The 22,428-nt window shown below is 54.9% G+C and carries 18 protein-coding genes; 6 read left to right on the forward strand and 12 right to left on the reverse strand.

Translation table 11 applies throughout. The features are described from left to right. Window positions 1-5: 5 nt before the first annotated feature. Complete coding sequence (locus GVI59_RS01200; RefSeq protein ID WP_173572473.1) at window positions 6-500, forward strand: RNA pyrophosphohydrolase; 495 nt, start codon at window positions 6-8, stop codon at window positions 498-500. 6 nt (window positions 501-506) lie between these two features. On the opposite strand, the gene GVI59_RS18925 is transcribed toward GVI59_RS01200, so the two are convergent. The 7 genes from GVI59_RS18925 to GVI59_RS01235 all read right to left on the reverse strand — a co-directional run bounded on the left by GVI59_RS18925 (window position 507) and on the right by GVI59_RS01235 (window position 8,675). Then, window positions 507-1,082 (reverse strand): phosphatase PAP2 family protein, encoded by a 576-nt coding sequence (locus tag GVI59_RS18925; RefSeq protein ID WP_173572474.1) that lies wholly within the window; start codon window positions 1,080-1,082, stop codon window positions 507-509. After that, window positions 1,079-2,494 (reverse strand): hypothetical protein, encoded by a 1,416-nt coding sequence (locus GVI59_RS01210; RefSeq protein ID WP_173572475.1) that lies wholly within the window; start codon window positions 2,492-2,494, stop codon window positions 1,079-1,081. The genes GVI59_RS18925 and GVI59_RS01210 overlap by 4 nt, the downstream gene beginning before the upstream one ends. An 85-nt stretch (window positions 2,495-2,579) precedes the next feature. After that, window positions 2,580-3,737, reverse strand: a complete 1,158-nt coding sequence (locus tag GVI59_RS01215; protein WP_173572476.1) for a glycosyltransferase — start codon at window positions 3,735-3,737, stop codon at window positions 2,580-2,582. 358 nt (window positions 3,738-4,095) lie between these two features. Beyond that, complete coding sequence (locus GVI59_RS01220) at window positions 4,096-4,506, reverse strand: hypothetical protein (protein WP_173572477.1); 411 nt, start codon at window positions 4,504-4,506, stop codon at window positions 4,096-4,098. Then, a complete protein-coding gene (locus GVI59_RS01225; protein ID WP_173572726.1) occupies window positions 4,503-5,591 on the reverse strand; it encodes a glycosyltransferase family 4 protein in 1,089 nt (362 codons plus the stop codon). Before GVI59_RS01225 ends, GVI59_RS01220 begins: the two co-directional genes overlap by 4 nt. Beyond that, complete coding sequence (locus tag GVI59_RS01230) at window positions 5,591-7,633, reverse strand: GumC family protein (protein ID WP_242012858.1); 2,043 nt, start codon at window positions 7,631-7,633, stop codon at window positions 5,591-5,593. The genes GVI59_RS01225 and GVI59_RS01230 overlap by 1 nt, the downstream gene beginning before the upstream one ends. Before the next feature lie 244 nt (window positions 7,634-7,877). Continuing rightward, window positions 7,878-8,675 carry a sugar transferase gene (locus tag GVI59_RS01235; RefSeq protein WP_242012859.1) on the reverse strand — a complete coding sequence of 266 codons (798 nt, stop codon included), beginning with the start codon at window positions 8,673-8,675 and terminating at the stop codon, window positions 7,878-7,880. A gap of 572 nt (window positions 8,676-9,247) precedes the next feature. Between GVI59_RS01235 and GVI59_RS01240 the strand changes: the two genes are divergently transcribed. Further along, complete coding sequence (locus tag GVI59_RS01240; RefSeq protein WP_173572479.1) at window positions 9,248-10,567, forward strand: outer membrane beta-barrel protein; 1,320 nt, start codon at window positions 9,248-9,250, stop codon at window positions 10,565-10,567. A 79-nt stretch (window positions 10,568-10,646) separates the two neighbouring features. Further along, window positions 10,647-11,234 (forward strand): polysaccharide biosynthesis/export family protein, encoded by a 588-nt coding sequence (locus GVI59_RS01245; RefSeq protein WP_173572480.1) that lies wholly within the window; start codon window positions 10,647-10,649, stop codon window positions 11,232-11,234. Between the two features lie 37 nt (window positions 11,235-11,271). On the opposite strand, the gene sucD is transcribed toward GVI59_RS01245, so the two are convergent. Further along, window positions 11,272-12,147: a succinate--CoA ligase subunit alpha gene (sucD, locus tag GVI59_RS01250; RefSeq protein WP_173572481.1), complete on the reverse strand. Its 876-nt coding sequence runs from the start codon at window positions 12,145-12,147 to the stop codon at window positions 11,272-11,274. Then, window positions 12,147-13,346, reverse strand: coding sequence for an ADP-forming succinate--CoA ligase subunit beta (gene sucC / locus GVI59_RS01255; RefSeq protein ID WP_173572482.1), 1,200 nt, complete (start codon window positions 13,344-13,346; stop codon window positions 12,147-12,149). Before sucC ends, sucD begins: the two co-directional genes overlap by 1 nt. Before the next feature lie 383 nt (window positions 13,347-13,729). Here sucC and GVI59_RS01260 point away from each other — a divergent pair, with 383 nt between their 5' ends. The 3 genes from GVI59_RS01260 (at window position 13,730) to GVI59_RS01270 (ending at window position 17,111) form a co-directional block, all read left to right on the forward strand. Continuing rightward, on the forward strand, window positions 13,730-14,734 hold the full coding sequence (locus GVI59_RS01260) for an NAD(P)H-quinone oxidoreductase (RefSeq protein ID WP_173572728.1): 1,005 nt from the start codon (window positions 13,730-13,732) through the stop codon (window positions 14,732-14,734). A 69-nt stretch (window positions 14,735-14,803) separates the two neighbouring features. After that, a complete protein-coding gene (locus GVI59_RS01265) occupies window positions 14,804-15,589 on the forward strand; it encodes an alpha/beta fold hydrolase (protein WP_173572483.1) in 786 nt (261 codons plus the stop codon). 100 nt (window positions 15,590-15,689) lie between these two features. Continuing rightward, entirely contained in the window at window positions 15,690-17,111 is a 1,422-nt protein-coding gene (locus tag GVI59_RS01270) for a DUF2252 domain-containing protein (RefSeq protein ID WP_173572484.1), read from the forward strand. A 53-nt stretch (window positions 17,112-17,164) separates the two neighbouring features. Here GVI59_RS01270 and GVI59_RS01275 read toward each other — a convergent pair whose 3' ends face one another. From GVI59_RS01275 to GVI59_RS01285, 3 genes are read right to left on the reverse strand one after another with little or no spacing between them, the layout of a single operon-like run. Further along, window positions 17,165-18,688 (reverse strand): SpoVR family protein, encoded by a 1,524-nt coding sequence (locus GVI59_RS01275; RefSeq protein ID WP_173572485.1) that lies wholly within the window; start codon window positions 18,686-18,688, stop codon window positions 17,165-17,167. After that, complete coding sequence (locus GVI59_RS01280) at window positions 18,685-19,998, reverse strand: YeaH/YhbH family protein (protein WP_173572486.1); 1,314 nt, start codon at window positions 19,996-19,998, stop codon at window positions 18,685-18,687. The genes GVI59_RS01275 and GVI59_RS01280 overlap by 4 nt, the downstream gene beginning before the upstream one ends. Window positions 19,999-20,025: 27 nt before the next feature. Continuing rightward, a complete protein-coding gene (locus GVI59_RS01285) occupies window positions 20,026-21,972 on the reverse strand; it encodes a PrkA family serine protein kinase (protein ID WP_173572487.1) in 1,947 nt (648 codons plus the stop codon). Between the last annotated feature and the right edge of the window lie 456 nt (window positions 21,973-22,428).

The raw sequence follows: 22,428 nt of genomic DNA on the forward strand, positions 1-22,428 counted from the left end.
CTGCGATGACTGACCCTTCGTCCCTGCCCTACCGCCGTAATGTCGGTGCCGTCATCTTTAATGAAGCCGGGGAAATCTTCGTTGCGAGACGTACCGATATGCCTGGTGCGGGCGGTGGTCCGGATGAAGGCGTCTGGCAATGCCCGCAGGGTGGGATTGATGATGACGAAGCCACAGATCACGCCGTCTTTCGGGAGGTCAGTGAAGAAACCGGCATGACCTCTCTCATGCTTCTGGGCGAGCACCCGGACTGGCTGAGTTATGATCTCCCCGCGGAGCTTGTCGGAAAAGCTCTCAGGGGACGCTACCGGGGACAAACGCAGAAATGGTACGCGCTGCGTTTCACTGGGCCGGAGACCGAAATCAGACTTGATCTTGATGCGCATCAGGAATTCGACGCATGGAAATGGATTCCGCTGGCGCAGCTTCCCACTCTCCATGTGGGGTTCAAAAAGCCTATTTACGAGAAACTGGCTGTTTCTTTCTCACGTTTTTCCTGATCGTTCCTATACCCGCGTGCAGCTCAGATATCCTCCAAGGATATGAGAGATTTTTTCAATCCACGCTTCTGCGCTGAGACGATAGCCATGCAAGGCAGAGCCTATGATCAGGGCTGCGGCTATACTGAAAAAGGCTGCCTGCGGTGATAAGGGGCTACGCTGCCGCCCCAGCAGGCGATGCAGGATCATCACGGAGCCCACTCCGATCACGCCGCCGACAATGACTTCCGGGACAGTGTGAACCTGTAGCCACACACGCGTGACACCAAACCCAATCGCCAGGGCGCAGGCTCCAGCAAGAACAATCCATCTATTGCGGCACAACAATGCCAGCAGCCCCCCATAAGCCAGAGTTCCACCCATCGTATGACCGCTGGGACTGTAGAGGATGCGCTGGTGAGGCACACCGCACCGCTCACACCATAGCTTCAGAAGAAGAATGAAGGTGGAGGCCGTCACCATGACGCCGGCCCATGCCAGCGCGTCCTTTCTTCGCCCGGCCAGCAGAAGAATCAGAAAAACCGAAATCTCAACGGGACCTACAACGGCCTGATCGGCGAAATCACTAAACGCACCGATCACTCGTGACGCTCCAAGGCATGAGAGCGGGTAACGGTCCCTCTGCTCCATGCCTCCAGTTTGATGCGTGAAATGGCGGCGATGACGATACCCAGCATTACATAAAAATCGGGCATGCCGATGGTTGGAGAAGAGAGAATGGCCGCGATCAGTCGTCCCACAATCGCTGCCAGAAATCCTTCTATCGCCATGCCTTCCATGGACAATGGCGCGACACGGATCGCCCAGCCGGCTGCTTTGGCCAACTGCCAGTCAAAGACAAGCAGACAGATAACTCCGATAATGCCAATGGTTGCCAGAAGGCCGGGTATCAAACTCGACGACCGGTTGCTTCCCCACCCTGTTCCAAGTCCATAGGTGTTGCGGAATGCAGCCATGGAGTCCAGATCAACCTGACTGCGTTCCTGATAGGATGCACTTTGTTTTTTCTCCGCCGTGCCGCTGGCCACACTCTGCGCGGCAGTAATCACCTTGGGCGAGAATGTTGCGACCGTTGCGCCGGCAACTCCCAGAATCAGCGCACCGATCATGGCCAGCTGTCCAATACGTCCCAGAAGACGGCTGTGCCCCGTCAGTACCACCAGTACGGGCAGGAGTATCAGTCCGATCGCGATAGCGCCGAAACCCGTTGTCGAGGTTGTCAGACAGAGCGCGATGCTGGAAGCCCAGATCAGCGCGCGCATCCCCCGGACGCGATAACCTTTGAGGGTTAGCCAGATAGTAGAGAAGACGACGCCTGCCAGATAGGACGCGCAGGCTGCCGGTTCAGTAAACGATGCATTGATACGGGGAACAGGTCCGGCAGTCTGCGCATCAAGAACGGACCAGCCGGTATTCGAATAGAAAAATGAACGCGGGAAAGGCACATGCACGGTCCTCGCGGCAAACTGCCATACACAGATGCCCACCAGTAGCCAGCCCGTGAAAACGTAAGTCTTGTAGAATTCAGCGATATCAAGATTTCTTCGTGTCAGATACTGGGCTGTCAGCACCATCAGAACAACATTGATGATGAGATAGGCATCCTGCGTGATGTTTCCGAAATTCGGTGCAAGCAGCGACAATGTGCCGGCTGCATCCTGTTTCTGGGGCCAGACCAGAACCTCGTTTCGAAACAGGCGCGGCATGATCTGTGAGCCCAGAACGGCCCAGATAAGGTTGAAAAGCATACCCATTGATAGGGTGCGCACGCTGGCTTCACCGGGATAACGGACACCCAGCAATTTCTGCAGAACGATATAGGAAATGAACGTCAGTCCCGGCGCGAGCGTCGGCTGCAGACAGAAGCCCCCCAGTTGCAGCACAGCGGCGGCCGGAAAGATTCCGGCAATTATAACCAGTTTCAGCAGGCGTTCGGGTTTGGACCAGAAAGCAAGGCTGAGCGGGATGAGAATTGCTCCCATGAGGGGAAGCATCAGGCGAGTTTCCTTGTGTTTTTTATGCTCATCGCGGCCTTGCCCTTATCCTGAAAAGCCATAATGCAAGCTTCAGAAAAGGTGGCTAAACACCCTCAGTCAGAATACGCTCGGTGAGTTCAGTGATATGGGAACGGAACGCGGCTTTTGAAAAGCGGAGCGCATTCTCTCTGCATCCCTCAGCCGAGATCTTGTCCCGTATGGTCTCAAAACGGTCGATCGTTTCCACGATTGCGTCCGCAGTCTGTTCGTTGAACAGAAGACCTGTGGGAGTTTCTGAGGCCGTGTCATCCTGAACAATATCCAGCGCTCCCCCGCGCCCGAAGCTGACAACAGGTGTGCCGCAGGCCTGTGCCTCCACCAGCGTGATGCCGAAATCCTCTTCGGCGGCAAACACGAATGCCCGCGCATTCTGCATCATGGAAAGCAGTTCCGGGTGAGGAACCTTGCCTTTGAGAATGATATTCGGCGCGCCCGCGGCGATGGCGCGGATTTTCTCATTCTCAGGCCCGTCACCGACCACAAGCAGTTGCCTTTGCGGCATACGGCGGAACGCCTCCACCACCAGATCAACACGCTTGTAAGGAACCTGTCGCCCTGCCACCAGATATGCCTTACGGTCAGCCGGTGCAGCAGGCAGGCTGAAAGCGTCCGTATCAACGGGCGGATGAATGACATCCGCCTCCCGGCGATAGACCTTCCTGATACGCCGGGCGATATAGCGTGAGTTGGCGACAAAAACATCCACACCGGTAGCCGAACGCACATCCCAGTTTCGGATACGATGGAGAAGCCAGCGGACAAACAGTCCTTTCAGACCGCGTTCCAGACCACTCTGCCTGAGATAGGCTGCCTGCATGTCCCAGGCATAGCGCATCGGGGAATGGACATAACTGATGTGGTACTGATCCGGACCTGTGATGATCCCTTTCGCGACTGCGTGATTACTCGAAAAGACAAGATCAAAGCCGCCAAGATCGAACTGCTCCACAGCAAGCGGCATCAGCCCGAGGTAGTTCCGGAAATGTTTCCTCGCAAAAGGCAGCTTCTGGATGAAGGTCGTGGTCACCTTGCGCCCACCAAGAAAAGCTCTCTCCTTTTTGGGAAGAAAATCGACGATGGAAAAAACCTGCGCCTGAGGAAAGACGGCCAGAAGTTCACCCACCACACGTTCTGACCCGGCGTAATGCTCCAGCCATTCGTGAACAATCGCAACTTTCAGAGTAGAAATTCCGGCTGTCACATCTTTTCCTTTTTTGAATAAAGATTAAAAAAATATACGATAACTATTTTTTGATACCAGAACTGTCACGTCTCTCCCTTGTTAAAGGTTTGATCATAAGTGTCTGCCACTATTCTCTGACGAATAGCCTTATTGGAAGTCCGGAAATGACATCTGTTTCCTCCCATGCGCCTTACGATCATGTCTCTCCTTTGCTTACCTCTCCGTCACATCAACGGCGAGAGAAGCTGGGGCCTGCACAGGGCATTTTTCTTGCGGCGGCAGCAGGGATTGTCGCGTGGACGTTTGCTATCACTTTTACCCTCAGTTCCATCCGTTGAATTCCAGCGACACGCCGTAATCCTGATTTTGTAGAATCCTAAAAAATACCAGCATTTCTTATCGTCAGATTTTTTTTCTTAACCTCTGCCGTCACAATTGAACGAGCATTTTGCGCAGCAGCTGAGCTTCGAAACATATGACAATGCTGGGCGTTCATAGCGAGATGAATGCCAAACCGGGCGTTCATCGTCTGCGCGAAATGCCCACTGAGAGAACTGACCGTCATATTATTGGCGACTGACAGGCGTCTTACGTCGCTTATGTAAAATTCCTGCCTTTCTCCATTTTCCGCGCTGCACCACACAAAAGTACTTTTCTGGGGATTCTGCGGTGCGAGTGGGTCATCTTCTGCGTCCATCGAAGCAAAACTGTCCTGCGCCATGAGTGGCGCGCCAGCAGGAAAGATGAAGCTCAGTCCAATCAGAATCAGGGCACACCTTTCCTTCATTTCATATCGTCTTCCGCTATGGCGATCAGCATGCGGGCAGCTTTATCCCATGTGAAATACTTTGCCCGCTCATCCCCTTTATCTCTCAGGCTGGCCGTAAGCTGCGGATCGTCCAGCAAACCGCACACTCCCTGACTGATGTCCTGAGGATTGCGCGGATCGACGTAGAGAGCCGCGTCCCCACAGACTTCTCTCAAGGATGGAATATCGGCGGCGACCACTGGGCAATGGCAGGCCATCGCCTCGATCGCCGGCAGCCCAAAACCTTCATAAAGCGATGGAAACACAAAACAGGAAGCCGCAGCATACAGTGCGTGTAATTCTTCGTCTGTCACCCTGCCGACATAGAGAGCCGATTGCGGCAAATCCACCCGCCCAGAAAAAACGCTTTTATCGACGCCACCACTGATGACAAGCGGCACGCCACGACGCTGCAGATCCCGAGATAAGGCAGTGAGCGCACCGAGATTTTTATGTCGGGCCAGATTGCCGACAGCCAGAACGAAAGGACGTCCCACAAGATCATGACGTTGAAGGATTGAAGTATCAGGAATGACGCGCGCGATATGCTCACAACCTTCCGGAATGACCTCGATACGTTCAGGACGAACCTTCAAGTATTTTGACAGTTCCTGCCGGGAAAAGTCTGAAACAGTCACAATCCTGGTTTTCGTATGGCAGAGAACTGTCTGCAAAATCCTGTACCAGACGCGAAATTTCCAGGAATATCCCTCCGGCTGAGCAAACACGGCCGCATCATGTAGCACCACCAGTTGATGACGCCCGAAAACAGGAGCGGTATTGCCGGGATTGATAAGAAAGCGACCCTCGCGAAAACGAGGAAGATCAAACTGCTCCCACGCCTGCCCTTTCAGACGACCGCATGGCGCGACAGGCACGCCCAATCCCTCTGGCGGCAGCGCCAATCTCGTGCGTGGCGCCAGCAGAACGGGTTCCTGTCCTGTCTGCCAGCCAAGTTTCGCAATGGCACGCGTCAATTCCCCGGCAAATCTCTGCACTCCGCTCTGAGGCTGCGAAAGATAACGTCCGTTGATGGCGATTTTGATCTTGTCAGATACTTTCATCACGAAGCCAGCAGCCCATAGTGACGGTAAACCTGCAAGGCCGCTCCCGACAGGCCGGAGGCGCTCCCCGCCGGAACCTGCGTGAGCACGGCGCCGAGAGTGCGGGCATCGTATGCTTCCAACTGGCGCATCGCCCCCTTCAGATTCTCTTGTGTGGTCACACCCCATTTGACCACGAGCACCACTCCGTCCGTTTCATGGGACAGAACGGCCGCATCGGGAAATGCCAGAAGAGGCGGCGTATCCAGAATTATCAGGTCGTAGTGAGGACTGAGTTCCGCCAGCACAACCTGAATGACCTCCGGAGCAATCATCTGATCATCGGGAGATTTCCAGCCGCCCATGGTCATGACATCCACACCGGGAAGCACATCACGACTCAACCCGTTCTGACTCAGGGTTGTAACCTGCTGGTTTTTTTCTGCCTTCCCTTTACCCGCCCCCTGAATGGTTTCCAGTGCGGAAGGGCCACGCGTGTCACAGTCCAGGATCAGAGCCTTCTTGCCAGCGCGACCAGTATTGGCGGCCAGAGACAGAGCAAACACTGTCTTGCCTTCTTCCGGTCCGGCCGACGTGACGGTGATTGTTTTCGCGCGAAAACGGCTGCGACCAAATGAGAGGATCGTTCTTATGGCCTCAATGGATTCGATATACACCGAAGGCTGAGGAGACCTGTAAAGCTCTGAAAGTGGACGAGAAAAGGACGGAATCATTCCGAGTGTAAACAATCCTGAAACAGAATCGATTTCCGTTCCCTGTTTCACGCCCTTCTGCATCCGCTCCTGCACGATGGCGACCCCGACCCCGGCCAGCGCCGAAAAGAGAATGGCGATGGCAATGAATTGTGTGCGAGGCGGTCCCGATACACCAAGAGGCACTTCAGCGCGGCTGATCAGTTCGGCTTCCGGCTCCTGCAATGCGGCGGCGCTCGAGGTCTGGGCATAACGACCAAGGAAATCCTGATAGACAGCGCGGGCCGCGGCAGCCTCACTTTCCAGCTGCTGCAAGGTGACATTCGCCTCGTTTTCCCGACCGACATGCTGTTGCAGCTTCATCACTTCATCCGTCAGAGCGGCAACCCGACGCTCGGCGCTCCGCAGATCCTTGTCGGTGCTTGTCGTGATTTGCGACGTAACCTGCCCGATCTGGGCTCTGACATGCGCTGCGGCAGCACGCGCAGCCTGCAGGTCCGGATTGGCGTCTCCCGCCGTGCTGGCCAGACTGGCGACACGGGCGTTCAGCATGGCTTCCTGCGCCTGAAGCTGCTGGATGATCGGGGAAGACAGCACGTCTGTCGTGCTTCCCGTATTTCCCGTCATCTGATTGGCGCGCGCTCTTTTGGCCGTCAGATCCGCCTGCGCTGCTACAAGAGCGCGATTCGTTTCAACGAGCTGCTGATCCGTCACCGTTACGCCAGCGGGTGCATTCGGACTGCCGGAATGGGTGATTTCGGCTGAGATCAGTCCATTCTTCTCGCGATAATATTCTACAGCCTGCTCAGCCTTGCGCAGCCGCTCCCTCAGAGGAACGATCTGTTCGTCCAGAAGCGAATTGGACCGCCATGTCGAGGCGATCTTCATATGACGTTTGAAATCCAGATAAACATCGGCAAACGCATTGGCGATACTGGCGCTGAGATCCGGGCGTCCGGTTCTGACGCTGACTGTAATGAGATAGGACCGGCCATCATTCAGAATGGTGACGTTTCGACCGAGAAGATCTCTGACAACCTGGAGCTTTTCATCTGGTGTAAGAGGTTTCTCGGGAGTGGCGTTTCCTGTGACCTTGCTGAGCCATTCGACAATCCGCGCCTTGAAAGGCTTTTTTTCCATCTGGGCTCGGAAATAGGAATCATCAACGAGTTTCAGCCGTTCTGCGACGGCCTTGGCGATGGAAAGACTTTTGACGATGCCGACTTCCGTGTTGATCGCCACGGCATCAACATCCAACGCCCCCTGCGTCGCCTGCAGATCCCGGAATTCCGCCTGTCGCGTGCCGATCATGAGGGAAGACGTCGCATCATAGTACGCTGGCAACGTCATAATGAAGGCGAGCGCAGGCACGGCCAAAAGGGCTGTAACCAGTCCTATGATCTTCCAGCGTTCCCTGATGATCTCAAATATCTTCAGAGGAGAAACCTGGGATTGATCAGGCGGAGGCTCAGAGATCCTGTCAAACAAATTAGGCTGAACGACACTCATGGGACGCTCCACTGCGCGAAAGGGAAAAGCTGGTTGAAATCAGCTGATGACGTCAAAACAGACCGTGTCAGGCAAGGATTACGGCTCAGCGCGCCCCTTTCTGCATCATAACGGCAGGGATGGTCCGATAAAGGATACTGAGATCAAGAGCCAGACTCCAGTTCTGCACATAATAAGTGTCAAGCTTAACCCGCTCTGCGTAGGTTGTGTCACTTCGACCACTCACCTGCCACAACCCGGTAATGCCGGGACGCACTGCTTCATAATGCTGCAGATCCGGACCATAATACTTCAGTTCGGCTTCCACCACCGGACGGGGGCCGACGAGGCTCATGTCTCCTTTTATGACGTTCAGGAGCTGAGGAATTTCGTCAAGACTGGTTTTGCGCAAAAAACGACCAATCCTCGTAACGCGGGGGTCATGAGTCAGTTTACGGGCAGTTTCCCATTCATGCCGGCATTCCGCATTCGTTTCCAGAAGCTGTTGCAATACGGAATCGGAGTTGGTGACCATCGAACGGAATTTCAGACATCTGAATGGCACACCATTTCTGCCTATTCTCACATGACCATACAAAGCCGGACCACCGTCCAGCGATACAATTCCCCAGATAATCAGGAAAACAGGAAGAATTACCACAAGAATACAGGATGCTATTACCACATCAAACAGCAGCTTTATTTTTTTCAATATGGAATTATTACCTTTATTCGCCGAAGGCGCTACAGTTTTTTTCACACGCGCCTGATATTTGCGTACAGGGGCATGCCATAGCCTCAGGCGATTAGCACATCCTGCAGCAGTCTTTTCGTCGGAAGGATTAGAGGCTTCATTAGAAGCATCAGATCCACTTCTTTCAATTTCAGAATCTGATGCACGCATTATCTGCCACCAACCATGAACGGATACATTCTATTACAGAGAGTTTGTGACTTTATAGTGATGGCCATAAGAAAAGCTTGGTTAAAAATTTAAACGCTTGTTTATTTTTTTAAATAGTAATCTATCAATAAAGATCAATCCACCAATATAAAAAACATTCCTAATATATGCATATTTTTTAGAATTACAAAACTAATAAGAATTATTTTTTAATTTATTATATAAACAAATCATAAAAATATATATTTGTTATTTATATTTATATTTTATCTAAAAAATTATACATATCTACAAAAAGATATATCGAATCTGGTAAAAACAGAAACCATTGATTTCATTACGTAACGGTTTTTTGCGTTCATCCGGAGCTGATTCCGCCTCATTTCAAAACAGTTGAACGGGATTTTTTCCTGCGAGCAATCATTTCATTCTGATCGACTTAAAATCAGGAAAAACGTAAATTTCCAGAGTTTTGGGAAATAAAATCTTGACCCGGAGACATGCTTAACTGACGACATCCCACAAAAGTTAATGTTAATAAGGTATGACCACGGAGGTATACAGCCCTGTCAATGAATAAACCCTTTCATCTGCTCCGGGCTGCCACGGTCATCGGGCTGTCACTCCCCGTGACGGCACATGCTCAGGTGGTGACGCAATATTTTCCGGCCCTGGGCGCAGGAGCGGGCGAACTGAGCGAAGAACCGGCGCAGGTGAAGGCTACGCGTTCCTATCAGCCTCTTGGTTATCACTCGGGGCCGTTGACCGTTCATCTCGATGGCGATGAGCGCGTGGGCTATGACAGCAATGCGGACCTGATTCAACATGGCCGTAAAAGCTCCGTCATCAATACGGAAGGTCATATCGGAGCGGTGCATCTTCTGGATCGCAATGATCAGGTCCATGCGGATATCAACGTTTCCGATCTGCGCTACCCCACCCGTTCCCTGCAGAACCGGACAACCTGGACCGCCAATATCGGTGGAACAAAGCATTTCGGGCGGGACGAACTTGGCGTCGCCTTTACGCATCTTTCTCTGGTCCAGATGCCGACCGAATCTGGTGCTCTGCTTATTCTTGGACCCGTTCCCTATACTCTTGATGACGGCAGAATCAGCTACATCCTCAATACGCACGGCAGGCTGAGCTTCCTGCCGGAATTCTCCATCCAGCATTACCAGTTCGGCAAACCACAGCTTCTGGGGGCTTCCGAGTTTCAGAATCAGCATTACCGGGACCGTATCGTCATCAACGAGAATCTTACCGCCCGGTACCAGATGATGGAGAACAGCCACCTGCTGCTGCTGCTTCAGGGAACCCAGATCGATTATCAGTCCGGAAATCTGGACCTTCCAGCCCGAAGCTCCAATGGTTTCTCTGTTCTTGGAGGATATAGCTGGAATGAGGCGGGCCCATTCCAGTTCCGGGCGCTGATCGGTTACCAGAGGCGAATTTTTGCCTCTTCCGTTTACGGCTCCATCAGCTCTCCAATCGCGGAGGCTTCCATAAAATGGGAGCCCACACGTCTCACAACCATATCGGCCACAGTCAGTCACGGCATTGAGGATGCCGCCTTTGAAGGCGTGGTTGGCTACACCAATACAAGCGCCAACCTCAGTATTACCCATGCCTATTCACGGAATATCGTTTTCGAAGCGCATGCCGGGCTTCGAAAGGCGCACTATCCGGCCAGTTCCCCGGAACTGCTTTCCTCTCCAATCGGGCAGCTTGCGAACAACCAGAGCAGCTATGGCGGCGGAGCGAATGTGCATGTTTACCTCAATCGTCACCTCAGTCTTGAACTGAACTACGATTTCGTCAGCCAGAGCGCCTTTATGGGCCCCCTTTTCCCGGTTCACATTGTTATGGCGGGGGTGCATTTTGCTCTGTAACAACAGCAACCATTTCAGCTCCGAATGTCCCGGAGCGTCTCACCGCGCCACTTTTCTGAATGACAGGATTTTTCAGAACATGACATCAGGGTGTTCTTCTCTCTTCCGCCGCACGTGTGCTTTCGTTGCCGTCGGAAGCATCGCCATTTCTCTGGCGGCCTGTGCAGAAGGTGGCGGCCTAAAGCCTGTCCCTCCTTACGATCCCGGCGCGTATACGCTCGGCGTCGATGACCAGATCCGGGTCATTACCTATGGACAGGATCAGCTGACGTCCGATTTCCGGGTGGACAGCACTGGCAAGGTGGCTTTCCCGCTGACCAATGGCCTGCAGGCTGCGGGTCTGACAACCACGCAGTTCGCCGATGAAGTCAGGGGAGCCCTTGAACACTCGCGTATGCTCCGCGATCCGAAAGTCTCGGTCGAAATCACTGCCTATCGGATGGTCTCGGTTCTCGGTGAAGTCGCACGCCCCGGCCAGTATCCCTATCAGCCCGGGATGACCATGCTGACAGCCGTGGCTTCAGCAGGCGGTTTTACCTACCGGTCGCTTGAAAGCCGGGCATACGTCATCCGTCAGGAAGGCGAACAGAGCGTGGTCGGCAAGATCATGCCGCAGGATTATGTAAAGCCCGGTGACGTCATCAAGATCTACGAGCGGCATTTCTGACCTCCTTACTTTTGGAGGCCAGAAATTCGCAATCTTCTCAGCCCGCCAGCACGCTCTTGAGTGTGCTGCCCAGTTCGGCCGGTGTAGGAGCGATATGCACTCCGGCCGCCCGAAGCGCCTCGATCTTGGCCTGAGCTGTATCGTTTCCACCCGAAACCACGGCTCCGGCATGACCCATACGACGTCCCGGCGGCGCGGTGATGCCCGCCACCAGCCCGACCACCGGTTTCTTGACCTTGTTATCTTTCAGAAACTGGGCCGCTTCAATCTCTGACGTGCCGCCGATTTCCCCAATCATGATGATCGACTGTGTTTCCGGGTCAGCGAGAAAACGCTCAAGAATATCGATGAAGTCGAGGCCTTTGATCGGATCGCCGCCAATACCGACACTGGTGCTCTGCCCCATGCCAATCTCTGTCGTCTGAGCGACAGCCTCGTACGTCAGCGTCCCGGAACGGGAAACAATTCCGACGGATCCTCGACAATGAATCGGCCCCGGCATGATCCCGATCTTGCAAGCGTCGGGCGTGATAATGCCCGGACAGTTCGGTCCGATCAGAAGACTTTTGGAACGATCCAGCGCTGCCCGCACACGCAGCATATCCTGAACGGGAATCCCCTCAGTAATACAGACGATCAGCGGGATCTCGACAGAAACCGCTTCGAGAATGGCGTCGGCGGCGCCAGCCGGAGGCACATAAATCACGCTCGCGTCGGCTTTGGCTGCGCTGACAGCCTGTTCCATTGTGTCGAAAACCGGCAGACCAAGATGCATTTGACCGCCGCGCCCTGGTGTCACGCCGCCAATAATGGATGTTCCATACGCAATGGATTGCTCTGAATGAAAGGTGCCCTGAGCGCCTGTGAAACCCTGCACGAGGACCTTTGTGCCTTTATCGACAAGAATGGACATCAGGCAGCCCTCCGTGCGCGCACTTCGGCGACAATCTTTCGGGCAGCATCGCCCAGATCCGTTGCAATGGTGATGTTGAGGCCTGATTGCCTGATCATGGTCAGTCCTTCCTCGACCAGCGTTCCCGCCAGCCTGATGACCAGCGGCACCTTCAATCCCTCTTCCCTGCAGGCGTCGATCACTGCGCCGGCAATCAGATCACAACGCATGATTCCGCCGAAAATATTGACCAGAACCCCTTCAATCTTCTGGTCGCCCAGAAGGATACGGAAGGCAGCCCCCACCTTTTCTCTCGAGGCGCCACCGCCGACATCCAGAAAATTGGCAGGCGACTCTCCTTCTTCATGGATGATATCCATGGTCGCCATGGCGAGACCGGCTCCGTTGACCATGCAGCCGATGGTTCCATCCAGACTGACATAGGACAGTCCGAAACGGGCCGCCTCCTGCTCACGGGGGTCTTCCTCATTAGGGTCGCGGAGTTCAGCAATCTGTGGATGGCGAAACAGGCCGTTATCATCGAACGCCATTTTGGCGTCGAGAGCCATCAGGCCGCCTTCCTTCGTGACCACCAGTGGATTCATCTCGATCATCGACGCATCAAGAGTCGTGAAAGCCGAATAGACACTCCTGATTATGGCCGCGAACTCGTTGATCTGCTGTCCCTGCAGGGCGAGACGGGTCGCAAGAACCCGAGCCTGATAATCCCCGAGACCCAGTTCAGGATCGATCCAGACTTTCTGAATTTTCTCCGGCGTCTTTTCCGCAACGTCCTCGATGCTCATGCCCCCGGCCTGCGACGCGACGATCATGATTTTCCGGGCGCTGCGGTCGATGAGCATCGAGAGATATAGCTCCCGCTCGATCGCACAGCCTGCTTCCACATAGAGTTTATGCACGACACGACCAGCAGCGCCCGTCTGACGCGTGATCAGCGTCTGATTGAGCATCTGATAAGCGGCTTCTTTCGCTTCTTCCGGACTTTTGACGATCCGCACTCCGCGGACTTCAGGATGATCCCTGAAATGTCCGGCTCCTCGACCGCCCGCGTGAATCTGCGCCTTGACGGCACAGATGGGTGTGCCGAGGGAACGCACTGCCTGCCGGGCTTCCTCCGGTGAATGGATGAGCACTCCTCGTGGCGTCGGCACGCCATAAGAGCGCAACAACTCCTTGGCCTGATATTCATGGATATTCATAAGCCTTCTCCGCCGTAAGGAGGGCCTGCAAGCAGTTGTCCCTCGTATGGTGAGCATTTGTAACGGCTTCACCTATAAGCGGGCTTGGTGAGTCAGCACCACGGAGCAAGCTTCAAACTTTGGTGCTTTTCAAAATAATCCCGTTTTCATAGTATTGAAATGAAGGGAACCATTTTATAAGAAAACAAAAATATCATACTGATAATAAAATATTTTATTATTATTTTTCCCTGTCGAAACCAGCAACACATCGCCCTTCTGTCAAATGATTTCCCACCTCAAAGACGTGTGACTGTTCACCGACGCTACGTGCGCTTACCGTGATCTTCAGCATAACACTCAGAAAACAGGATAGAACGATGGCCATCACCCTTCCTGACGAAATGAACGCCATCGTGCTGGATGAGCCCGGCGGTCCGGAAGTCCTGCATCTTGGCAGAGCGCCCACCCCCAGACCCAAACCGGGCGAAATTCTGGTTCGTGTCGAAGCCAGCGGCGTTAATCGCCCGGACGTCATGCAGCGCAAGGGGCTTTATCCACCGCCTCCGGGAGCAAGTCCTTTGCTGGGGCTGGAAATTGCCGGAACAGTCGTGGCGCACGGCAGTCCTGTCGCAAACACAGAATTTCCAGCGATAGGGAGCAAGGTCTGCGCCCTAACCAACGGCGGCGGCTATGCGGACTACTGCGCCGTACCTGCGTCGCAGTGCCTGCCGTGGCCAGAGCACTATGACGCCATCAGGGCGGCCGCCATCCCCGAAACCTTCTTCACGGTCTGGTCAAACCTCTTCACCACCGCGGATCTGAAAAAAGGCGAGACCGTCCTGATTCATGGTGGGGCGGGAGGCATCGGGACCGCCGCCATCCAGATCGCAAAAGCCATGGGGGCTATTCCGCTCACAACCGTCAGTGACCCGGAGAAAGGCGAACTATGCGAAAAGCTCGGCGCGATTGTCATCAACTACAGAACAGATGACTTCGTTGAAAAAACTCTGGAATATACGGGGGGCAAAGGCGTGGATGTCATTCTCGACATCATCGGAGGCCCCTATTTCTCCCGAAACCTCAAGTCGCTGGCGATGGATGGACGGCTTGTCATCATTGCCTTTCAGGGCGGTGCGAAAGCGGAAGATGTCTCACTGACACGTCTGATGACAAAGCGCCTGCACGTCACCGGGACAGCACTCCGTCCGCGCAGCACTGAATACAAAGCCGCAGTCGCGCAAGCGCTGAAAAGCCATATCTGGCCCCTGCTGAATAGCGGCGCTCTGGAACCGATCGTGCATACCACTTTTCCTCTTGCGGAGGCGGCTGAAGCACATCGACTGATGGAAAGCAGCAGCCACAGCGGCAAGATCATCCTGACGCATCCAGACTCAGTTTCGAGTTGATAAAAAACATCACAAAACATATGCAATATTATGTTTTTATAGTATTTTTATATCAAAAGAGAACAATCCATGCTTCTTCACTTTCTTGAACGCGGTCCGGAAAAACCATCAGGAGATCATCTTCCCGTTGTATTCCTTCATGGCCTTTTCGGACGGGGACGGAATTTCGGTTTCTTCCAGAGAAGACTGGCCGAGAGTCGACGCACGATAGCGCTGGACCTCCGCAATCACGGCGAAAGCCCGCATGGGCCCATGGATTACCCGACCATGGCTGACGACGTTTACGAAACGCTGAACCATCTCGGCATTCATTCCGCCATCATTGTCGGTCACTCAATGGGCGGGAAAACAGGAATGATGCTGGCCCTGCGTCATCCCGAGATGGTTGCGAAACTGCTTGTCGCGGATATTGCTCCGGGTGAAGGCGGTTTTGCGCAGGGGCATGATCTGGCGGCTAAGCTGGCGGCGCTGCATTTCCCTGAAAGTCTGAACCGGACAGACGCTGACGCCCTGCTCGCGACCGTCATCAGCGAACCGGAAGTCAGAAATCTCATGCTCCAGAATGTTGAGCTTGGCGATCACCCGCACTGGCAGATCGGAATCAATGAAATCGCAGCCGCCATGCCGCAGATTGTCGGCTGGCCGGAAATTCCGGCAGACGAAACCTATGATGGACCAACGCTTTTTGTGGCAGGTCAGCGCTCCCATTACATCGCGCCGGAAAATTATCCGGAGATGAAGAAGCTCTTCCCGCATTATACGCTGAAGACGATTGAAGGGGCCGGGCACTGGGTCCACGCGGAAAAACCGAATGAATTTTATGAAATACTGTCGGATTTCATCGGCAACAACTGAATCTCTTGCAGGACAGAAGGTGAGATACAGCGACGTGTTTTCTCATGTGTCGTAATCAGGAAGGGCAGACAGCGTAATCTGGTTGCGGCATAAGTTACTTATGACGATCGCTCCCATACCCACAGTTCCAGCCCCTCTTCTGTCACGCAAAGAGCGTCATAAAAAAGGGCAGACGCTGCGTCAGCTGGTTTCCAGATCCTCTCACGCCGAGTGGTCACCTGCCAGAAACCGTTCCGAGCCGCTTGCCCTTCTCACCCAGCAGAACACGCACCGCATCACCAGTCTGATACCGGTCCGTTACGACAGGATGAGGGCGTCACCCTTCGCCTTCCTTCGTGGGGCAGCCATCGTAATGGCTGCTGATCTTGCCGGCACGCCCACAAGCGGGCTGACTGTGCAGGCCTGTGGCGACTGTCATCTCGCGAATTTCGGAAGCTATGCCTCACCGGAAGGCATTCCCGTTTTCGATATCAACGATTTTGACGAAACGTTCCGTGCGCCTTTCGAATGGGACATCAAGCGTCTCGGCACGTCTTTTGTTCTCGCGGGGCTGGAGACCGGCCTTTCGTCTCATGGGGCGCATACGTTAGCCGAGACCATGGCCCGGACCTACTGCACGGAGATGCGTCGTCTCTCCCGGCTAAGTCCGCTTCAGGTCTGGCTCAATCGCATTGATCTCAAGGATGCCATCGCGCATTTTGAAGACGCAAAAACGCGACGCACCACGGAAACGCTCCTGAAGAAGCGTCTGGACAGCACCAGGACGGGCTTCGGTCTCATCGCTGATGACCGCAACGCACCTTCGCTGCATGAAAAACCGCCGCTGGTGATGCGTCTGCCTGATCAGGACGACGCCACCCGACAGGCGTTCGCCCGTTATGTCGCCACGCAGCCGCCGGAACGTCTGGCGCTTCTGAAGCACTATGCTCTGCGTGACGTGATCTTCAAGGTGGTCGGTGTCGGCAGCGTCGGCACGTTCTGCGCCATCGGGCTGTTCACCACGGCGGACAACGAGCCTCTCCTGCTCCAGATCAAGGAATCTCAGGAATCTGTCCTTGCTCCTTACGCTGGTCCGGCCGTGCATATTCACAATCAGGGAGAACGCGTCGTCACTGGTCAGCGCATCATGCAGGCCGTTTCAGATTCCTTCCTCGGATGGACACACAGTGTCGGGGATGACGGAGAGCTGTCCGAAGATGACGCCAATCTGCCCGCAAACGAATCGAAACGGCAGTTTTATGTGCGCAGGGTCAAGGATACGCGCCTTGCCGCAATCGGTGCGGACTTCGCTCAGGAAGGCCTGAAGGACTACGCGAAACTGTGCGCCCGCGCTCTGGCCCGCGCCCACGCCCGGTCAGGCGATCCTGTGAGCATTTCAGCCTATCTCGGCAAAGGCGCATCATTTTCCGACGCTATTGCCGCCTTTTCGGTCGCCTATGCTGCTCAGACCAAAAAGGACTGGAAGAATTTCGTGACGGCGACCACCAGCAAACCGGCATCGTCAGCGAAGCCATCATCCTGACCTCATAAGTCTTCTGCCCGCTTTCGTGCGTTCAGACAGGCAGAAGATTTTTCTCACGCCTGCCCTGCCTCATGGGAGAGCAGGACGCGACCGGTCGGTGTGTCGATCTCGTCCAGAACGACCCGATACCCCCACAGGTCCGCCAACGCGTTCAGAGTCAGTTTCATGTCGCTGTCAGCCAGAGCCTGACCTGCCTTCGTGCGGTGCTCCAGCCGCAGGGTTCTGTCGCCAAAGGTATCCACATCCACGATTTCGATCTCCGTGTACCACGTCGAGGGGTCGTAGGAAGCAGCGACAGTCCGCCGGATGTCGCGATAACCGGCTTCATCATGAATGGCGTCGACCAGAAGATACGGATCGCGGGTGTCATCCAGAAGTCGGAACATGCGGAAATCGCGCATCACCTTTGGAGAAAGGAACTGAAGAACGAAGCTCTCGTCCCGGTATTCCGCCCAGGCGTGACGCAGGGTTCCATAGGCGTCGCCATTGCCTGCAATATCCGGCTGCCACCGCCGATCCTCATCTGTGGGATCGGTGCAGATACGCTCGATATCCTTCATCATCGCAAAGCCAAGCGCATACGGGTTGAAGCTGGTTGAGCCCTGCTCGTAGCCGAACTGGGCAATGACATTGGTGGTTGAGTGGATCACCTCCATGAAAGCCGCGTCGTCAATACGGCCCTTCTCATGCAGACGACTCATGATGCGGTCATGCACCCATGTCGCGCACCCTTCATTCATCAGCTTGAGCTGCGGCTGCGGGTAGAAATACTGGGCAATCAGACGCACGATGCGGATGATTTCCCGCTCCCACGGAGCCAGTCGCGGAGCATGTTTTTCAAGGAAGTAAAGGATGTTTTCCTCGGGCAGTCCAAGCCTGCGGCGGAGCGCCTGCTTTTCGCCGTTCCCGGAATGCTCCGGCTCGCTTCCCTGCGGCAATGTACGCCAGAGATCGTTGAAAGAACTGTCCTCATAGGCCCGACGCTCACGCGCACGCGCCTGTTCATCTTTCAGATCGATATGCCGTGAGCCGCTATGCCGATTGACGCCCTGCCCCTGCAAGGCGTGCGCCGCATCCAGCACACGCTCCACTGCCGCTTGCCCGTGAATCTCTTCGCAGCGGGAGATGTAGCCGCGGGCAAATTCCAGATAGTTCAGAATCTGCGAAGGATCCGTCCATTCCTGAAACAGACGGTTGTTCTTGAAGAAGTGGTTGTGGCCAAAGGCGGCGTGCGCAATCACCAGCGCCTGCATCGTGGCGCTGTTTTCCTCCATCAGATAGCTGATGCAGGGATTGGAGTTGATGACGACTTCATAGGCGAGCCCCATCAGCCCCCGGCGATAGGCGTTTTCGTGCCCCGCAAAGCGCTTGCCATACGACCAGTGGTGATAATTGATGGGCATACCGTTGGCCGTATAGACATCAAGCATCTGCTCGGACGTGATGACTTCAATGCGGTTTGGAAAAACGTCGAGACCGAGCTCTTTTTCCGCAATCTCCTCAATGGCATTGTAGCAATCGCGGATGATGGTGAAGTTCCAGTCCGCACCCTGATAGAGCAGCCCTGTTCCTGTCATGCGTGACTGACCTCCCCGGTTGTCCTGCGTGCGAAAAGCTCCCGAAAAACAGGGAAGATTTCCTTCCGGTCACTGACCTGACGGATGGCGAGATGCGGCTGTTTTTCCGCAACGCTACGATAGGCCTGCCAGAGGTCCGTCTCACCGCGAATGATCGACCCCGAGCCGGTGACCTCGATGTAGGCGTAGTACTGCACAAGCGGCAGGATATCTTCGTCGAGCAGTCTGACGACCTGCGGAGTATCCGATGGAGAGTTGTCACCATCGGAAGCCTGGGCGACGTAAATGTTCCATTGCTGGACCGGATAGCGTGCCTTCTGGACACGCAGCATCTCTTCCAGCGCCGTCGATACAACGGTGCCTCCCGTGCGCGGATCGTGGAAAAAGGTCTCTTCATCCACTTCTTCTGCAGTTTCCGCGTGCCGGATGAAGACGACATCCAGCGTCTTGTAACGCTTTTCCAGAAAGACGTGCAGCAGAAGGAAGAACTGCTTGGCCAGATCCTTCATCCGTTCGGTCATGGAACCGGACACGTCCATCAGGCAGAACATGACCGCTCTGGTGGAGGGTTTTGGTGTCGGGGCAAACCGCCGGTAACGCAGATCCACCGGATCAACCCACGGAATGCGGTTCATCCGCTGCCGAAGCATTCCCCGTTTTTCCCGCAGCGCTTCGAGTTCGTCGAGTTGCACGGCGGAAAGCGGTCGAATGTCCTCCAGCTCGGAAATGCGGGCCTCGATCTCATCCAGTTCCGCAGGTTTCGGACGGCCCAGCCCGATACGCCGCGCCATGGAATAACGAATGGTCCGTCCCAGATCGAGCTGGGATGGAGAGCCATCATTACTCAGGCCCGCCCGACTTGGCGCCGTCGTTTCGGTGGCGGAGATTTCCCGCTTTATCAGATCGGGCAGTTCCAGATCATCAAAGAACAGATCAAGAAATTCGTCACGGGAAAGGATGAAGCGATAGGCGTCTTCTCCTCCCCCATCCGTTCCTGCCTGCCCGGGACCACCGCCCTGCCCGCCGCCGCCTGATGGCGGTCGACGAAGCTTGTCTCCACGGGAAAACTCGTGGTTTCCCGTCAAAATGATATGTCGTTCTCCCTGTGTGAAAACACGATGGAATCCCGGCTCATGCAACGCATCTGCCGGAATGGAGACGGCCTTGCCCTCTCCGACTTCACGGATCTTGCCGTTCGCCACGGCGTCCCGCACGGCTTTCTGAACCGCGCCTCGTGCCCTTTCCAGAGCACGACGACGGTTTTCAAGATTTTTGCCATGTGGGTTGGATCGTCTATCAATGATATCCAAGTCGCACCCCTGATCTGTGGGCGTATGTCAGGCAGACTGTTTTACGCGCATGTACCATTCAACGAGCCGGCGGACCTGTCGTTCCGTATAGCCGCGTTCCATCATGCGTTCGACGAACTCGTCATGTTTGCGCTCAGTTTCGCCATCTTTCTTGGAACCGAAGCTGATGACCGGCAGAAGATCTTCCACCTGACTGAACATCCGCTTCTCGATCACGTCGCGGATCTTCTCGTAGGATGTCCAGGACGGATTGCGCCCCCCATTCGACGCTCGTGAACGCAGGGCGAATTTCACCACTTCGTTCCGGAAGTCCTTCGGGTTTGCGATACCAGCCGGTTTTTCAATCTTTGTCAGTTCGGCGTTCAGAAGATCACGATTGAGCATCTGCCCGGTGTCAGGATCCTTGAAGTCCTGATCCTCGATCCAGGCATCCGCATAATCAAGGTACCGATCGAACAGATTCTGCCCGTAGTCACTGTAACTTTCCAGATAGGCTTTCTGGATTTCGTTGCCGAGGAATTCCGCATACCGGCCCGCCAGTTCGGATTTCAGAACCGCGAGATAGTTTGCCTCCACTTCCGCCGGGAACTGTTCCCGTCTGACCGCATGCTCAAGCACATACATCAGATGGACCGGATCGGCCGAAATTTCCGTAGAGTCATGGTTGAAGGTCGCAGAGAGCACCTTGTAGGCGAAACGTGTGGAAATGCCGTCCATGCCCTCATCAACACCAGCCGCATCCCGATATTCCTGCATGGTGCGGGCCTTGGGGTCGGTCTCACGGATGTTCTCGCCGTCATACACCCGCAGTTTCGCATACTGCGTTGAATTGGGATGCGTTTTCAGCCGCGAGAGCACCGCAAACCGCGCGAGCATGTCGAGTGTGTTGGGAGCCAGCGGCGCTTCCTTGAGTGCGGATGTCTCCACCAGCTTCTCATAAATCTTCGCTTCTTCCGTCACGCGCAGGCAGTAAGGCACCTTGATGACGCAGACACGGTCAAGGAACGCCTCATTCGTGCGGTTGTTGCGGAAACTCTGCCACTCAGCCTCGTTGGAGTGCGCCAGAATCACACCGGTGAACGGGATGGAGCCGATATTTTCCGTGCCGACATAATTGCCCTCCTGCGTCGCCGTCAGCAGTGGATGCAACATCTTGATCGGCGCCTTGAACATTTCGACAAATTCGAGAATGCCCTGATTGGCGCGGTTCAGGCCGCCAGAGAAGCTGTAAGCGTCCGGGTCGTTCTGGCTGTAATGTTCAAGCTGCCGGATATCGACCTTTCCGACGAGAGCCGAGACATCCTGATTGTTGTCATCACCCGGCTCGGTCTTGGCTATGGCGATCTGACGCAGCTTGGACGGGTTCAGCTTGGCCACGCTGAAGCGCGAAATGTCGCCATCGAATTCATCCAGCCGCTTGAGCGCCCACGGACTGGCGATGCCCGTCAGAACACGTCGCGGGATGCCATAATCTCGCTCCAGCGCCTCACTCATGCTGAACGGATCGAACAGACCCAGCGGGCTTTCAAAGACGGGGCTGAGATGCCTGCCCGCTTTGAGCACATAGATCGGCTCGTGCTCCATCAGGGTCTTGAGGCGCTCGCCGAGCGAGGATTTACCGCCGCCAACCGGACCAAGCAGGTAGAGAATCTGTTTCCGCTCTTCCAGCCCCTGCGCGGCATGGCGGAAGAAGCCGACGATCTGCTCGATCGTCTCCTCCATGCCGTAAAAATCCTTGAAGGCCGGATAGATGCGGAGTGTGCGGTTCATGAAGATGCGCGACTGGCGCGGATCACGGGAGGTATCGACCATCACCGGCTCACCGATCGCTTTCAGCATACGCTCCGCCGCGCTGGCGTAGCAGGATGGATCAGTTCGGCAGGCTTCGAGATATTCCGCAAGGCTCATTTCAGTCTCGCGGTGCCGGTCTCGCATCGCGGTTGCCAGGGAAAAAACGTCAGAGACAGAAGCCATCAGTACCGCTCTCCGGAAATGTCAGAAATCAGAGTCAGAAATGTTACGCGATAGAAGAAAACCTTTCGGACATCGGGCTGCCCCCCCTTTGTAATCGCCTGTTCAGCCTGCTTGTCCCATTGCAGCATCGCAATGAAAAGAGAGTGAACAAACGTGTGAGACACCACGGAATCGGAAATCAGGACTTGTCATTTTGTCCAAAAAAAGGCAGAAGACGCGGTCCTGTCCGGTTCACAGAACCACGCTATCGAACCGACGACGATATTTTCAAGAGAAATCGCTATTCTTTCCATCGCAGGTAGCGGGATACGCTCAACATGCGATGAATTTTTCGTTTCAAATCAGAGAATTAAAAAAGATCTGACGAATTCATGAGGAACGCGTCACATCCATGTGCCGCACAGACGACCTGCCCGTTCCGCAAAGCCACAAAAGCCCGTCTGTCGCGGTTTTCCC

The organism is Acetobacter sicerae (assembly GCF_011516765.1).
In the GTDB taxonomy this organism is placed as follows: domain Bacteria; phylum Pseudomonadota; class Alphaproteobacteria; order Acetobacterales; family Acetobacteraceae; genus Acetobacter; species Acetobacter sicerae.